This window comes from Aliivibrio sp. S10_S31, assembly GCF_014694495.1.
Lineage (GTDB): Bacteria > Pseudomonadota > Gammaproteobacteria > Enterobacterales > Vibrionaceae > Aliivibrio > Aliivibrio fischeri.
Genome location: NZ_JAAUWR010000012.1, coordinates 1 through 16,520 on the forward strand (window position 1 = coordinate 1; position 16,520 = coordinate 16,520).

Sequence of the window (16,520 nt, forward strand, 5' to 3'; positions counted from 1 at the left end):
TCTATCTGAATCTCGAAAGTGGCGGAGGGATAGGGATTTGAACCCTAGAAGGGCTATTAACCCTTGCCGGTTTTCAAGACCGGTGCTTTCGACCACTCAGCCATCCCTCCAACGCGGTGAATAATAGTAATCTTTAGTTTTTAAGTAAAGTACTTTTTTGAAAAAAGAGTTTAAGCGTTTAAAAAATAAACGTTATTCTGCATTTTTTTCGACATCGACTAAATAATCGCCTTCTAACCAGTTGCGACCAATAAGTAATTTATAGTCGAGCTTACTGCGATCACGTAAGTTAACGGCTACTTTCTTTTCTTCACCATTGAATCGTAAATGCATGCGTACTGCGTATCGACGTTCTACACCTTGTGCATTTCGGATTTTGCTTACTTTAATGATTCGTCCAGTATGTTCTGTTGCAACGTTGTCTTCGTTATAAGTTGTGAACTTAACAGTATCACCAAGATGATCACGCATATCATCACTTTCATCTTCTTGGTTTATTATTTGGATATTGGTTGCGTGAATTGACGTTGTTGCTGCACCTGTATCGATACGAGCTTCATAATCGGTATTAAGTTCATCAACGTGAATAGTTTCAATTTGTCCAACAATGGTTTTATTTGAACAACTTTCATGAGCAAAAACAGAAGATGATAGTAACAATAGGCTAATAGATAAAATGGCTTTGTTCATAACAACCTTTATGTAAGTAAAAATAAAGTTCAATAAGGATGAAGTGTAGACGTTTATTTTGGAAAGGAGTTCAGGTTTGTGTAAAAAGTTTGAATAGTAAATATAAAAAAGGCGATAACTATCGCTATCGCCTTAAGAGTTTTTTTAATCTTGTACTTCTTGTTGCTGAGAACGGTTTTTATAAATAGAACCGATGATCGCTAAGGTAATGATTGCAACGATCGTTAATAATGAGATGACCGTTGGAACTTCGTATTTTGTACCAACCAAGAACATTTTTATACCGATAAAGCTCAGTATGAATGCCAATGCAGGTTGCAGGTAGCAGAACTTATCAAGCATACCTTGAAGAACAAAATACAATGAACGTAGACCTAATAGTGCAAACACATTTGCAGCAAACACTAAGAATGGCTCTTGTGTAATCGCAAAAATTGCAGGTATTGAATCCAAAGCGAACATAATATCGGTAAACATAATTACAATAACCACTAGTAATAGAGGTGTTGCAATTGTTTTTCCGCTTACTTTAGCAAACAGTTGATTGCCATGGTATTTGTCATCAAATGGGATGTGCTTTTTAAAGAACATAACCAATTTTGATGATGCAAAATCACTGTTTTCTTCTGTATCTGCAAACCACAACTTCACACCAGTAATGATTAGGAATACAGCAAAGATGTATAGGATCCAGTGGTACTGAGCTAATAATTCAGCGCCAACAAAAATCATCACTGCACGTAAAGCAAGGGCACCAATAATACCCCATAACAGAATACGTGGACGACTTGACTCTGGAACGGCGAATTGACTAAAAATTAATGCGAAAACAAAAAGGTTATCGACACTTAGCATTTTTTCAAGCAAATAGCCGGTAAGGAAAGCAACACTAGCATCGGTGCGTGTATAACTACTTTCTGGAGCCATTAATGGCCAGTAAAGATAAATGACAGCACAAAAAATAAATGCAAGAACAAACCAGAATAAAGACCAAACTAATGCTTTTTTAAGGCTTGGTGTATCTTTTCTTGTTTGAAATAGATCAAGAGCGAACATAGCGAGAACAACGAAACCAAAAAGTTCCCAAGTTAACGGTGACATAAGTATTCCTTAAATAGAGGCGAAAGGAATAGGCATGAATAAAGAGCATAGACCTTCCACCACAAACAATAAAAATTAATGTTATGGTTTTGGTCTTGTCAAAGCGATTGGCAACCTTTGCCCACTTACAGATACCGGAAGCCGAAGCTTCGGGATGACGATATCTGAACAAGATTAAGTATTAAATCTTGTGACTACTCCCCAATGATCTGGATAGTAATCCCGATCTTTAAATAATTCAAACAAAAAATAGTCGTAGGAAATTTATTTATCGAGAAAATTGATAATAAGCTGAAAATTAGGAGGAAATCACAAACTTTTTTTTATGTTTTTAACATTTATGTCGATAATAAAAAAGGTAACTAAATTTAATAGAATATGGTGTCGGATGAATTGGATTCAAATAGCAGTCGTAGGATTGTTAATTTTACTCGCAATTGTATGTATCAACTTTTTCTTTGCGAATCAAAAACAGAAGAAAATAGAAAAAAGAAAAGAGCTTGAAGAGAGCTCTTATCGTCGTGCGCTTGCAGAAGCTCGAGCAGCAGAAAGACAAGAGCGGGTATATAAAGCGCAAACCGGGCATATTTCAACTCAACTCTTTTTAGCTAAAGAAGCAGAAATGAGTAATTTTGAAGAAGCGCTACATTGGTATGAAATGGCAGCCAATTTAAACAACAGTATTGCTATTCGTTCTGTTATTCGTTTATGTGATAGTCGTCGTGATAACCCTGAATTAAGAGAGAAATCGACATTTTGGGGGAAAGTGGTTGCGGCTGAAGAAGGTGGGCCTGAGGATAAATTAGCGCTTGGCATTGCGTTTTTACAAGGTAAAGGCGTTGAGGCCAATATTGAAAAAGGCATTGCGTTGATAACAGAAGCAGCAGAAGCTAATCATATCCCTGCACAATTGTTTATTGCCGATTGGTATGTTGCAGAAGCTAACCCGCAACCGAATGCAAAATTAGCCGCGGAATGGAATCTACGAGCAGCGATGCTTGATAATGTTGAAGCGCAGATCCGTATCGGTAAGCAATACGCTGAAGGAAGAGGTGTTGCTGTGGATCCGAAGAAAGCAACATATTGGTTAGAAGTTGCAGCTGAATCTGGTGATGCTAAAGCGCAATATTTCGCTGGTGAAATGGGGGCAGATACCAATGAAAAAGGTAATTCAATAGCCTATATCTGGTTATGGCTTGCTGCTAAAAATGGCATTGAAGCCGCAGTTTCTCGACGAGATCATGTCGGGCATTTAGTCGGGGTTGATGCGGTAATTGGCTTACAAAGCATGGCAAAACCACTTTATGAAAAAATGAGTAAAGGTAAGCTTAAAAAGCACGCCATTATTAAATCTTTGGATAAGCTGTATCAACGAGAAAGTTATTTTCCTGATGAAAATGAATTTATGGTTGGAGAAGAGTCAAATACTTCAGCTACTGAAAATGAGATTACAGCAGACAATGTAGAAGATGTGGTTTCAGTAACTGAGAAAAAAGAAGAAACAAAAGAACCGATGAATTTTAGTCAAACTAAAATGGATAGTGGGGCGAAGTTTTAATTCTACATATGTAAAAGGAGCGCAAGGTGCGCTCCTTTTTTATATGTTTAATAAAAGAGAGTTAATTATTCATTTCAAATAAAATAGGGCAATGATCACTCAGTTGATATTTTTTGACATCGGCTTCCGTAAATTGTTGCTGAGTCACTTGGAAAGAACGATTCGAGATATTTGTAATGCCGTGATCGATCAAACGAGTGAATGTCGTGTACTTAGGCCAGTCTCGTTTCCATTGCTTAACTGTGCAACGAGCTTTTGTATCTTCAGTTAGTAATAATGGTGTATCAGAAGTATTACTCTTTATATTCTTCCATAACCAGCTTCTCGGATGCGCAAGAGTATGATTGAAATCCCCCAAAATTAGATACTCTTCATTATTGGCTTCACGAGAGTTAATCCATTCTATTACTTCATCAGTTTGTTGCTTTAACGTCGAACACGAATAATTTTTCTTTTTTTGTCCTAGACATCCAGATTTTAGATGCACAGATAAGAGGTGTACTGGACGTGATGGATTGCCTATATCAGCCACAATATAAGTGGCATAACGCAACTTGCTGGTTTTTTTCTTTGGTAATAATGAAAAATCATTAGGATCTATAACAGGGATTGACTGATGAACGGCGAAACCTGTGTATTGATTTATGTCGGTAAACTGAAGTTTTGAGTTTAAAGAACGATCAGAGAGGTAAATTTTATAATCATTTCCCACTATTCTTTGGATTGCTTCTTTTGAATCGACTTCTTGAAAAGCTAAAATTTTGCTATTGGATTGCGAAAAGTAAAAATTTAGCTGCTCAAAATCTTGTTGACTTCGATCTGATGAGCGAAATTTTTCAGAAGGCGAGAGCGTTAACCATTCCATATTCCATGTCGATAATGTGATCGCATAGCTTGAAAATGTACTAAAAGTAAGCATTAAAAAAATCAGTGTTCGAGTAATTCGTTGATTCATAAGTCCTCCAGAAATCGCAAGCAGTTTAATTAAAAATTTACCACTTAGCACACAAAAAAATGTTTCATTTTCATACATTGCAACGAAAGTGAGAACAATCTTAAAGCAGTGGTGAAAGTAGAATCACCCATAAAATTAGATTGATCTAGATCAAAGTATTTTATTCTCAGATCGAGCCTAATACACCACATCTTGTGTTGGCTAGTTCAACACCCCCACTATTTAGTATTTGGAGTCACTGTGAATATAACTGTAATCAAGCGAGATGGAAGTCGCGCAGCATATAAAAGTTCTCGTATAATTGACGCTGTAAAAGGTGCTTCAGAGCAGGTGACTCCTGAGATAGAGAGTTACGCTAAATTAGTTGCTCATGCTGTTGAGATTGCATTACAGGGACAACAAGAAGTGGGCATTCGCCAGATTCAAGAACTGGTTGAAAACGAATTAATGCAAGGACCACATAAAGTGCTTGCTCGTGCTTATATTGAATATCGTCATGATAGAGATATTGCTCGTGAAAAAATCAGCGTACTAAATAAGGAAATTAGTGGTCTGATTGAACAAAGTAATGCTGAGTTACTGAATGAAAACGCAAATAAAGACGGTAAAGTGATTCCAACTCAACGTGATTTATTAGCGGGTATTGTTGCTAAGCACTACGCAACTCGTCATATTTTACCTCGTGATATTGTACAAGCTCACGAGCGTGGTGAGATCCACTACCACGATTTAGATTACGCACCATTTTTCCCAATGTTTAACTGTATGCTAATTGATTTAAAAGGCATGTTAACTGGTGGCTTTAAAATGGGTAATGCGGAAATTGATACACCAAAATCAATCGCAACCGCAACTGCCGTAACTGCACAAATTATTGCACAAGTAGCAAGTCATATTTATGGCGGAACTACGATTAACCGTATTGATGAAATTTTAGCGCCTTACGTAACTGTGAGTTATGAAAAAGCGTTAAAGCTTGCTGAAAAATGGGGCATTCCTGATGCTGAAGCTTTTGCTCAAGCTCAAACAGAAAAAGAATGTTATGACGCATTCCAATCGCTTGAATACGAAGTAAACACATTACATACAGCAAACGGACAAACACCATTTGTAACATTCGGCTTTGGTTTAGGTACGAGCTGGGAATCAAAACTGATCCAACGCTCTATTTTAGAAAACCGTATTGCAGGTCTAGGTAAAAACCGTAAAACAGCGGTATTCCCTAAATTAGTATTTGCTATTCGTGATGGTCTAAACCATAAAAAAGCAGATCCAAACTACGATATTAAACAATTAGCATTAGAATGTGCGTCAAAACGCATGTACCCAGATATCCTTAACTATGACAAAGTAGTTGAAGTAACGGGGTCATTTAAAACGCCAATGGGTTGTCGTAGCTTCCTAGATTTATATGAAGAGAACGGTGAGCAAATTCACGATGGTCGTAATAACCTAGGTGTGGTGAGCTTGAACTTACCTCGTGTTGCGATTGAAGCAAAAGGTGATGTAGATACATTCTATAAATTGCTTGATGAGCGCTTAGTGCTATGTCGTCGTGCGTTAGAATCACGTATTTCTCGTTTAGAAGGCGTGAAAGCTCGTGTTGCTCCAATCCTTTACATGGAAGGGGCGTGTGGTGTTCGTCTAAAACCAGATGATGACATCATTAATATCTTTAAAAACGGTCGTGCGTCTGTATCGCTTGGCTACATTGGTGTACATGAAACTATCGAAGCACTATTTGGTAGTGATGATCACTTATATGATAATGCTGAGCTTCAAGTTAAAGCATTAGAAATTATTCAGTACCTAAAAGACGCTGTTCAAGTATGGACAAAAGAAACTGGCTTTGGTTTTAGTTTATACGGTACTCCAAGTGAAAACCTATGTTCTCGTTTCTGTAAGCTTGATAACACACAATTTGGTGTGATTGATAAAGTGACAGATAAAGGTTACTACACAAATAGTTTCCATTTAGATGTACAGAAGAAAGTGAATCCATACGATAAGATTGACTTTGAAATGCCATACCCAGAAATCTCAAGTGGTGGTTTCATTTGTTATGGTGAATTCCCGAACATGCAACGTAACATCGAAGCATTAGAAAACGTATGGGATTACAGCTATACGCGTGTTCCTTATTACGGCACAAATACACCGATCGATGAGTGCTACGAATGTGGTTACACTGGTGAATTTGAATGTACAAGTAAAGGTTTCACTTGTCCTAAATGTGGAAACCATGACTCAACGAAAGTATCAGTAACACGTCGTGTGTGTGGTTATTTAGGTAGCCCTGATGCTCGTCCATTTAACTTCGGTAAACAAGAAGAAGTTCAACGTCGAGTGAAACATTTATAATGAACTATCACGTATATCATTCAATTGATGTGGTTAATGGACCGGGTACGCGTTGTACCCTGTTCGTTTCAGGTTGTGAGCACAACTGTAAAGGGTGCTATAACAAATCCACACTTAATCCAAATTCAGGACATCTTTTTACTAAAGAGCTAGAAGATAAGATTATTGCTGATCTGAATGATACACGTATTCCACGTAGAGGGTTGTCACTGTCGGGCGGCGATCCTCTTCATCCAATGAACTGTGAATCTATTCTTAAGCTAGTAAAACGTGTTAAATCTGAATGTGAAAGTAAAGACATTTGGATGTGGACGGGTTATACCTTAAGTGAGCTAAATCCAATACAAAAAGAGATCGTTGACTTAATTGATACGTTAATTGATGGTCGTTTTGAACAAGATAAGGCTGATCCATCATTAGATTGGCGTGGTAGCAGCAATCAGATTATTCATACATTCAATGTATTGTGAGAAAATTGTAAAAATCTAAACAATAAAACGTGATATTTTCCTATCTGAATGGTAACTTAAATACATTACAGATCATAAGGATATGAAAATATGCTGCAAAATATAGCGACTCCTGCTAAAGATCCCATTCTTTCTCTTTCTATCGAATATCGAGCCGATGATCGCGATAATAAAGTCGATCTCGGTATCGGTGTTTATCGTAACGATCAAGGTTTAACACCAATCATGAAAGCCGTAAGCGATTCGGCGAAATCTATTGCAGCAGAGCAAACCACAAAAGCTTATGTTGGTCTTGCTGGTTGTGAAGTTTTTAATCAAAGCATGGTTGATTTACTGTTACGTGACACCTCTGCTTATGAGCGTGTTTCTGCAATTCAAACTCCAGGTGCGAGTGGGGCTTTACGCATGCTTGCTGATTTAATTAAATCAACAGAACCTGATGCAACAGTTTGGATAAGTAATCCAAGTTACGTTAATCATCAACCAGTGATGGAAGCGGCAGGTCTTAAAGTTCGTCATTACACATATTTCAATCCTCTGACAAAACAGGTGGATAGCGAAGCTATGCTTGCTGACTTAGCAAAAGCGGGTCCTAAAGATATCATTTTACTGCACGGTTGTTGTCATAACCCAACTGGTGCAGATATTCGTCTTTCGGATTGGATTGCTATTACAGAGTTAGCATTAAAAAATGGTTTTATTCCTTTTGTTGATATCGCATACCAAGGATTTGGTGATGGATTAGAAGCTGATGCAGCTGGTTTACGATTTATGGCAGACCGTGTACCTCAAATGTTCATAGCAACATCGTGCTCGAAAAATTTCGGTTTGTATCGTGAGCGAACGGGGGCGGCTATGGTGATCGCAGGCAATATTGAGATAGCAATGAATGCTAAAGCGAAACTACTACAGATGGCTCGTGCAACTTACACTATGCCACCAGATCATGGTGCTGCGATTGTTGGTCGAATTTTAAATGATGAGCAATTAACGTTATCGTGGCGCACTGAATTGGATGAGATGCAAAAACGCTTAGTTGGTTTACGAACTAACTTATGTGAAGCACTGCGTAATGAAACGCAATCAGAGGCATTTGATTTTATTGAACAGCATAAAGGCATGTTCTCAGTAATTGGTTTTACGTCAGAGCAAATGGCATCTTTAAAATCAGAGCATGGTATTTACGCCGTTGGAGATGGGCGAATCAATATTGCAGGAATGCAAGAAAAACACATTGATTATATTGCTAAATCTGTTGCCTCTGTTGCAAATAAGTAACAGAAAAATTAGAGATATTAACTATACTAATGAAATATAACAGATAAACCGTAAAGGAAAACGAATGAAGATAACTAAAAAATGGTCAACGTTACTTTTACCTATACTACTTGCTGGTTGTATGTCGACGGCTACAACAACGTCGGAAACTGATGGAGCAACGAATCCATCGGTAGAGCAACCTGTTACTCCAGAAACAAAGCCTGAAGTAAAACCAGAGCAAAAACCGCAAGTAGATCCTAAACCTCCAGTTAAACCAGAAGCAAATGAGTTAAAAACGGCGGATGGAAAATTGCTGTTAGGTGAAGAAGAATGGATTTACATTAAAGCCATTAATCACAATGCTAAAGCTCGTATAGATACAGGGGCAACAACGTCTTCTATTTCAGCTGTAGATATTGAAATGTTTGAGCGTGATGGTAAGGATTGGGTTAAATTTAAATTAGCTCATAATGAAAAAGAAACCAAAGAGTTTGAGTCTCCTGTATCTCGTATCGTGACAATTCGACAATCAAGTACAGAAAAACGAACTGATCGTCCTGTAATTGAAGCTTGGGTTCAAATTGGTGATTTAAAAACCAAAACTGAATTCACTCTGAATGATCGTACGCATATGACATTCCCTGTGTTACTTGGTCGAACTTTCTTTCGTGATGTAGCTGTTGTTGATGTCAGTAAAAAGTTTATTCAACCTAAAGTGAAAGTAGAGAAATAACGTGTTTTTCTACTGATACATTATTAATAAAAACGCCCACAATTATGTGGGCGTTTTTATTTTGCCATATCTAAAAGAGTTTATAAGTAGCAGCGTTTCGTTGCTCTCTGTGGATTTGAAGTTGAGCTATTTGCTTATAAATAACGTAATAGCGACTGATATTTGCAACATAGTGAACAGGCTCTTTACTTACGTATTTTCTTGCCATTATCTCGACGTTATTGAACCAAATATTAGGGTCATATCCATGTTTTATTGCCATTCTACGCATTTTACGAACATTTTCCGGACCTGCATTATAAGCAGCTAAAGAAAAGTACATTTGGTTCTCTTCTGTTATCTCTGGTTTTAAAAAGTAACGTTTATGTACAAAGTTCATATACTTAACACCGGCATGGATGTTGTTTTCTAGCTCTCTAAAATTTTTGATATTTATGTAAGGTTCTTTGGCTGTTTTAGGCAACACCTGCATGATCCCAACAGCACCCATGTGTGAGACAAGACGGTTATTGAATTTGGACTCTTGGTAAGCTTGAGCTGAAATCATTAACCAATCAAATTCATATTTATCCGCATATTGTTCAAAGAGCGCGGCTAAATTTTTAAATTGTTTTACTGTTTCAGGGTCTACTGCTTTTTTTAGCCACTTGGTGTTAGCAAGGTATTTCTTATAAATAACATTACCTAAAAAAGAGCCTTGTCGAATGGTTCTAATGTACTTGTTTACTGCTGTTTTTAATTGAGGGCTGTTTTTCCTCATTGCCCAACCAATATTGGCGTTTTCTCTAATCGGAAGAGTTTCATATATGGTGATATTCTTCATGACTTGAGACCAAAGACGAGATTTATGACTATCGATAACCGTAATTGGTAAAATATCTTGGTTGAGCATTTCCATTAATTCATAGTCTTGTAAGTTTTCTTCTAAGAATTGAACATTGATAGGGGAGATCCCTTGGGAAGATAACTGCTTATTAATTCGCTGTAAGCTCTCAAAATAGCTTGAGCTTGGTCTAACCCATACTTCTTTACCCGATAAATCTTCTAGAGAATCTAAAGGAGGTGTAGATGGTGAGCTAACGAGCCACTCTTGGCTATTGCTGATCACAGGATCACTAAAATCGACAAATTGAAGTCGTTGCGGGGTAATCGTTAGGTTAGCAACGGCAAGATCACCAAAGCCTCGTTCTAAAGCGGTAAATAAGTCATCCCGTGGGATAGGGATGACTTGAACATTAACGCGAATTTTATTTTTGCGTAAATGTAATTCGAAATGATGAAGAAATTCGGCAATGATCCCCTTCGGTTGCCCTTTTTCTATGTAGTAAAAGCCAAGATCAGCAGATACTAATACTCGTATCGTTCCTTTTTTCTCTAGTGCTTTCAAATCGCCAACATAAGGCGTTTGAGTTAACGGCGAAAGCTCTATTGCAAAAGCAAGCTGAGGAAGCAGTAATAATACCCAGAAAACGTGACGTAAACGATCCATGTTATGAGTCCTTGTTTAACAGTGTATTAACAATTTATGTTGAAATTAGCTGAAATTCAAGTCCTCTTCATTCTATGCTCTCGATTTATATTAGATATTATCAAAGTCGAATGTGGCTTTATTTAACGCATTACGTTGCTCTTTTTGTTCTTTTAACTGAACTATTTGTTTATAAATCACATAGTAACGACTTATGTTTGATACATAATGAACGGGTTCTTTACTGATATACTTCAGCGCCATTAATTCCACATTATTGAACCAGACATTAGGGTCATAGCCCTGTTCCTGCGCTTTTTTTCGAATGCGTCTTATTTTAGCTGGACCTGCATTATAAGCCGCCAATGAGAAGTAGAGTTGATTATCTGCTGATATTTCTGGTTTATCAAAATATCGTTTATGCACAAAGCTTAAATATTTAATACCTGCATGTATGTTGTTTTCTAAGGTATAAATATTGTCTATTTGTACATGCTTATCTTTTGCTGTGCTAGGTAGAACTTGCATTATTCCAACAGCGCCTTTATGAGATACGGCTTTATTATCCAATCTCGACTCTTGATAAGCTAAGGCTGAGGTTAGCTGCCAATCTAAGTTGTACATACTAGAGTAGTGTTTAAATATATCAGATAACTCGTAAAGCTTATCGATATTATCGGTTTGCAGAATTTTCGCTAACCATTTTTCGTCATTAAGGTATTTCTTATAAATCAAATTGCCTAGAAATGACCCTTTTTTTATTTTAGTAATGTACTGATTTACGACATTAGTTAGTTGAGGACTATTTTTTCGTACTGCCCAAGCGATATTAATATCTTGTTTTAATGGGAATTCTTCATGATATTGAATGTTAGGAATGATCTTTTTCCATAGTATTGCTCGATAGTTCTCTATTACGGTTGCTGGCAATAATTTATTTTCAACCATCTCAAGAACTTCATTATCACCTAATGATTCTTCCAAAAAATGAACATCCATAGGAGCCATATTATTTGATGTCAATTGTTCATTAATGTTTTGAAGTGTCTCAAAGTAACTGGAGCTGCCTTTTACCCATATCTCTTTACCTGAAAGGTCGGCTAGTTCAGTGATAGGGGCGTGTCCTTTAGCTGTGATTAGCCACTCTTCACTGTCTTTTATTGTGGGAGTACTAAAATCAATATGACGTAATCGAGCTTTGGTGATCGCTAAGTGACCAACGGCAATGTCGCCAAACCCTGCTTTTAATGACCATATTAAATCGTCATCAGAAACGGGAATAATTCGAATATGAGTGTGGTCATTTTTTTTCGCTTAATGACGTTCAAAGTGTGAGAGAAACTCTGAAATTATTCCGATTGGTTTACCATTACTTACTTGGTAAAAGCCTACTTCCATTGAAACTAGAACACGAATTACGCCTTTTTTTGATATCTCATTGTAATCACCTTTATAGGATTTGTTACTTAGAGGGGCTAGCTCAAGTGCTTCAGCGTTTATAGGTAATATAAGTAGAGTAAAAAATAACTTATGGAATAGATTCATAGTTTGTCATCCATGATACAACATGATTACAAGTTATGTTTCCATTTCGTTAAAAACAAGGCGTTATTTTGTTGTTTTTATGTCGTTTTACTTTTGAGACGACAAGGATGAGTTAAGCTACAATTAAGTGTTTAATTTATGATTATTTGAGGTTTTTTATGAAAGTAAGAATTATAGAGATGAGATTGATTATTTGTTTGGTAAATATAAGTCAGCGAGTTTCTTGCTGACTTATATAGATGGTTATGTTCGTTAAAAGGAGGTTAGAATGTGAAACGAGCGGTCATCATCATTTGTCCACCATATACGCCATTGAATTTGGCTTCTGCACCCACAGATAATTGCTCTGTTGAGTGGAATCGGAAATGGACACTACCAATATTTTTGCTGTCGTTACTATCAAACAATTGACCGTATTGTGCACCAACTTCAATTTGTTGCATTAACCATACACGGAAACCAATATTAATTTCGGTAAGCATTTCGTCGCCAAACTTATCGCTTCCTTTATCTTTCACGTTGTGTAGTAATAATTGGCCGTAAATATCAGAAAATTCGTTAACTGGACCGTTAAAACCAATACCACCGCTAATATCCCAATCGCCAGAAAATTTAGTATCTGCCTTTGCTATCAAATGAGAGTTTTCAGTGAATTGTTGGTTAACTTGAACCCCATAAGTACCAGGACTGGTTCCAATTCGTGCTTCAAAAAAGCTATAAGGAAAGTTATTTGCCATTGCTGTCGAAGAAGATAGCGCTGTTGCTAATAAAAACGCTTTTTTGATGAATTTTGTAGATGCCATAACCTTATAACCTGATATTCATGAATTTTATCTATAAAAAAGCTTGCAAAAAGCAGGCCAGTTTATAAGGAGAGGGGGTTTTATAGTAATTGAATTCGTTCTACTTCGATTTCTGGTGTACTACCACCTTCATATTCCCCGAAGATACGAACTTTGGTTGTTTCATTGATTGCCGTGGGCTGTGAAATATCATCATCTAATTCAATTTGAATTTCTTTTGTCCCATCAGTAAATACATATTTGTCTTTACGAATGTGACGGATGATTCTTCCATCAATAATAGCGTCTTGCTCTGCAAACATACTTGTATCAGTTAATAGTTCGGCAACCGTTGTAGTTTCAACCGGTCCTGTATAATTAAAAGTGCGAGAGTTATGATCTTTATTATGTCCACCATCAGCAAGAGCGATAGTAGGAGATAGGATTAGAGCTGCTGTGATTGCGATAATTGTCTTTTTCATAATGGCTTCCTTTTTTAAAATAATTTCTAGTACCTAGTACTTGTCTCGTTTAGATGCCTCTATTAAAGCAAATACAGTTTGAATCTAGCGTGAGGGATATGTTCATATTCCATTCATTTTTAAACAAGAAGCGATAATCGATTGATGTTATTATTCTTGTTCTTAAAAATTTTATGAATTTAGATGGAATTATGCGTAAATATTCTCCTTTGATGGTTCAAGGAACCACATCAGATGCTGGAAAAACAGTTCTAGTGGCAGGCTTATGCCGATTACTTGCCAATAAAGGGATCCAAGTTGCCCCTTTTAAACCACAAAATATGGCGCTAAATAGCGCGGTAACAGAAGATGGTGGAGAGATCGGCCGAGCTCAAGCTCTTCAAGCTGATGCAGCAAGGGTTAAACCGCATGTTCATATGAATCCTATCTTACTCAAGCCAAATACAGATATTGGCGCGCAAGTCATTGTTCAAGGAAAGGCGATTGAAACCATGGATGCGTGGGGGTTTCATGATTATAAAAAATTGGCAATGCCGTATGTATTAGAATCATTTTCTTATTTATCTAATAACTATGAATGCGTCGTTATTGAAGGAGCAGGGAGCCCCGCTGAGATAAATTTACGTGAAAATGATATTGCGAATATGGGATTTGCGGAAGCGGCTGATGTTCCTGTAATCATTGTCGCCGATATTGATCGTGGTGGAGTATTTGCTCATCTTTATGGCACATTAGCTTTATTGTCTGAATCAGAGCAAGCTCGGGTAAAAGGTTTCGTTATTAACCGTTTTCGAGGTGATATTTCGCTTCTCGTTCCGGGACTTGAATGGTTGGAAGAAAAAACGGGTAAGCCTGTATTGGGTGTCATTCCCTATTTGTATGGCTTAAATTTAGAAGCTGAAGATGCGATAAAAAGCGAACAACTGGATAAAGGTAAGTTTGTAGTTAAAGTACCAGTCGTTACTCGTATCAGTAATCATACGGATTTTGACCCATTACGTTTACATCCAGATATTGATTTGCAATTTATTGGGAAAGGGGAGTCTTTATCTGGCGCTGACTTTATTATTTTGCCAGGCAGTAAATCGGTTCAGGCCGACTTAGATTACGTAAAGGCACAGGGGTGGGATAAAGATATTGAACGTCATTTACGTTATGGCGGGAAAGTGATGGGAATTTGTGGTGGTTATCAAATGCTTGGTGAATATCTTGCTGACCCACTTGGTATTGAAGGGGCTCCTTGTAGTATTAAAGGGTTAGGGTATTTATCTATTTCGACAGAATTACAAAAACAAAAGCAACTGACTTTAGTGGAAGGAAAGTTAGTATTACCTAACCAAAGTGCTGTAAAAGTGAAAGGATATGAGATACACGCAGGAGTGAGCACTAACTTAGGACAAGAGCATAGACCAATCAGTATTCATACAAAAGATGCGATGAGATATGATGGTACTATTAATAGTGAAAACTCTATTTTTGGTACGTACTTACATGGTGTTTTTGATGAACCAGAAGCATTTGAGGCGATTTTAACATGGGCTGGATTAGAAAAATGCCAAGCAATTAATATGCACGATATCCAAGAAGAGGCCATTGAGCGTATTGCAAAATCAATGGAAGAAAGTTTAGATTTATCATTAATTTGGCCTGATGTTTTTGAAAAGAATAAAGCTTATTAAAGGGAACACTAATGTTACGAATAATGCTGTTTTTAACTTTAATGATGAGTACATTTTTTGCTTCTGCAAATGTGACGGTTTATGCCGCATCATCACTAACGAATGTAATGGATGATATTGTTTATGCTTACCAACGCCAAACTGGAAATAAAATTCGTGTAAGTTATGCTGGCTCATCTTCTCTTGCTCGCCAGATAGCAAATGGAGCTCCTGCTGATATTTATTTATCCGCTAATACTAAGTGGATGGATTATTTAGTAAATCAGGATCAAATAGAGCCGAACACAAATCGAGATTTATTAAAAAATAGCTTAGTACTCGTTGCTTCAAAAAGCACGCCAAAAGTGGATTCATGGCAGTGGTTTGTTCAACAAAAAGATCTGCGTCTTTCTATGGCAGATCCTAGGCATGTTCCAGCAGGTATTTATGGTAAGCAAAGTTTAGAGAACCAAAAGCGTTGGGAGTCGGTTAGTCATCGAATCGCATCAGGAAATAATGTTCGTTCAGCATTGTTGTTTGTAGAGCGAGATGAAGCGCCATTAGGTATTGTATATAAAACCGATGCGCTTTCTTCAAAAGGCGTTAAGATTGTTGAGGAATTTCCTAATGAATCGCATGATCCGATTGTTTACCCAATCGCCATTGTTAAAGATAAATCATCGAAAGATGTGTTAGATTTTTATCATTATTTATTGTCTGAAAATGCAACAAGTCGATTTATGAAATACGGATTTACCCCTTTCAAATGATACTGACAGATTATGAAATAGAAGCGCTATTATTAAGCTTAAAAATCGCAGGAATTGCGGTGAGCTTTTCATTGCCCATCGGGATCTTGCTCGCTTGGCTATTAGCGCGTTGTGACTTTAAAGGAAAGTCCATACTAGATGGTATTATTCATTTGCCTTTGGTATTACCTCCTGTTGTTATTGGATACTTATTGCTTATCTCAATGGGGAGACAGGGTATTATTGGTAAATGGCTCTATGAGTGGTTTGGGTTAACCTTTAGCTTTAATTGGAAAGGTGCCGCTTTAGCCTCCGCGATTGTCGCTTTGCCGTTAATGGTTCGTGCTATTCGTTTAGCGTTAGAATCCGTTGACCAAAAATTGGAACAGGCGGCAAGAACTCTTGGTGCTTCACGCTTTAAAGTTTTTTCTACTATCACGCTTCCTTTGATGCTACCGGGTATTCTTACTGGAGCCGTTTTAGCTTTCGCTCGTAGCTTGGGAGAGTTTGGGGCAACCATCAGTTTTGTCTCTAATATTGAGGGTGAAACACGTACTTTACCCCTTGCGATGTTCAGTTATATTGAGATCCCAGGAGCAGAGATGGAAGCGGCACGCTTGTGTGTTATTTCAATCATTGTCGCTTTAATCTCATTGCTATTGTCTGAATTTTTGGCTCGTGCAAGCAAAAAGAAGTTGATGGGTTAAG

Annotated in this window: 14 protein-coding genes, 1 tRNA gene and 1 pseudogene; 8 read left to right on the forward strand and 8 right to left on the reverse strand. The window is 37.3% G+C overall.

The genetic code is table 11. From position 1 onward, the window contains the following. Positions 1-19 precede the first annotated feature (19 nt). The 3 genes from HC728_RS11580 to HC728_RS11590 form a co-directional block, all read right to left on the reverse strand. Positions 20-110: transfer RNA gene (locus HC728_RS11580), tRNA-Ser, on the reverse strand. Between the two features lie 82 nt (positions 111-192). Beyond that, positions 193-690, reverse strand: a complete 498-nt coding sequence (locus tag HC728_RS11585) for a RimK/LysX family protein (protein WP_005422204.1) — start codon at positions 688-690, stop codon at positions 193-195. Between the two features lie 144 nt (positions 691-834). After that, on the reverse strand, positions 835-1,791 hold the full coding sequence (locus tag HC728_RS11590; RefSeq protein WP_065640148.1) for a TerC/Alx family metal homeostasis membrane protein: 957 nt from the start codon (positions 1,789-1,791) through the stop codon (positions 835-837). Positions 1,792-2,179: 388 nt separating this feature from the next. Between HC728_RS11590 and HC728_RS11595 the strand changes: the two genes are divergently transcribed. Next, entirely contained in the window at positions 2,180-3,349 is a 1,170-nt protein-coding gene (locus tag HC728_RS11595; protein WP_005422208.1) for a tetratricopeptide repeat protein, read from the forward strand. 61 nt (positions 3,350-3,410) lie between these two features. Here the strand turns inward: HC728_RS11595 and HC728_RS11600 are convergent, their stop codons facing one another. Then, on the reverse strand, positions 3,411-4,304 hold the full coding sequence (locus tag HC728_RS11600; protein WP_233651386.1) for a metal-dependent hydrolase: 894 nt from the start codon (positions 4,302-4,304) through the stop codon (positions 3,411-3,413). A 240-nt stretch (positions 4,305-4,544) separates the two neighbouring features. On the opposite strand from HC728_RS11600, the gene nrdD reads away from it, so the two are divergent. The 4 genes from nrdD (at position 4,545) to HC728_RS11620 (ending at position 9,128) form a co-directional block, all read left to right on the forward strand. Continuing rightward, complete coding sequence (gene nrdD / locus HC728_RS11605) at positions 4,545-6,665, forward strand: anaerobic ribonucleoside-triphosphate reductase (RefSeq protein ID WP_012535347.1); 2,121 nt, start codon at positions 4,545-4,547, stop codon at positions 6,663-6,665. After that, on the forward strand, positions 6,665-7,135 hold the full coding sequence (gene nrdG / locus HC728_RS11610; RefSeq protein ID WP_017020316.1) for an anaerobic ribonucleoside-triphosphate reductase-activating protein: 471 nt from the start codon (positions 6,665-6,667) through the stop codon (positions 7,133-7,135). The genes nrdD and nrdG overlap by 1 nt, the downstream gene beginning before the upstream one ends. 90 nt (positions 7,136-7,225) lie before the next feature. Beyond that, the gene (locus HC728_RS11615; protein ID WP_005422226.1) at positions 7,226-8,413 is read left to right on the forward strand and encodes an amino acid aminotransferase; all 1,188 of its coding nucleotides are present in this window, start codon (positions 7,226-7,228) and stop codon (positions 8,411-8,413) included. Positions 8,414-8,477: 64 nt separating this feature from the next. Next, positions 8,478-9,128: an ATP-dependent zinc protease gene (locus HC728_RS11620; RefSeq protein WP_005422227.1), complete on the forward strand. Its 651-nt coding sequence runs from the start codon at positions 8,478-8,480 to the stop codon at positions 9,126-9,128. A gap of 70 nt (positions 9,129-9,198) precedes the next feature. On the opposite strand, the gene HC728_RS11625 is transcribed toward HC728_RS11620, so the two are convergent. From HC728_RS11625 to HC728_RS11640, 4 genes and pseudogenes are all read right to left on the reverse strand, one after another. Further along, positions 9,199-10,617, reverse strand: a complete 1,419-nt coding sequence (locus tag HC728_RS11625; RefSeq protein ID WP_190395526.1) for a lytic transglycosylase F — start codon at positions 10,615-10,617, stop codon at positions 9,199-9,201. A 90-nt stretch (positions 10,618-10,707) separates the two neighbouring features. Further along, a pseudogene (locus HC728_RS11630) lies at positions 10,708-12,141 on the reverse strand (transglycosylase SLT domain-containing protein). Between the two features lie 263 nt (positions 12,142-12,404). After that, positions 12,405-12,944 (reverse strand): hypothetical protein, encoded by a 540-nt coding sequence (locus HC728_RS11635; RefSeq protein ID WP_011263176.1) that lies wholly within the window; start codon positions 12,942-12,944, stop codon positions 12,405-12,407. Positions 12,945-13,024: 80 nt separating this feature from the next. After that, positions 13,025-13,405, reverse strand: coding sequence for a YgiW/YdeI family stress tolerance OB fold protein (locus HC728_RS11640; RefSeq protein ID WP_012535384.1), 381 nt, complete (start codon positions 13,403-13,405; stop codon positions 13,025-13,027). A 191-nt stretch (positions 13,406-13,596) separates the two neighbouring features. Here HC728_RS11640 and HC728_RS11645 point away from each other — a divergent pair, with 191 nt between their 5' ends. From HC728_RS11645 to modB, 3 genes are read left to right on the forward strand one after another with little or no spacing between them, the layout of a single operon-like run. After that, the gene (locus tag HC728_RS11645) at positions 13,597-15,084 is read left to right on the forward strand and encodes a cobyric acid synthase (protein ID WP_065621856.1); all 1,488 of its coding nucleotides are present in this window, start codon (positions 13,597-13,599) and stop codon (positions 15,082-15,084) included. 11 nt (positions 15,085-15,095) lie between these two features. Further along, complete coding sequence (gene modA, locus HC728_RS11650) at positions 15,096-15,833, forward strand: molybdate ABC transporter substrate-binding protein (RefSeq protein ID WP_017020312.1); 738 nt, start codon at positions 15,096-15,098, stop codon at positions 15,831-15,833. Continuing rightward, on the forward strand, positions 15,830-16,519 hold the full coding sequence (gene modB / locus HC728_RS11655; RefSeq protein ID WP_005422234.1) for a molybdate ABC transporter permease subunit: 690 nt from the start codon (positions 15,830-15,832) through the stop codon (positions 16,517-16,519). The genes modA and modB overlap by 4 nt, the downstream gene beginning before the upstream one ends. Position 16,520 lies beyond the last annotated feature (1 nt).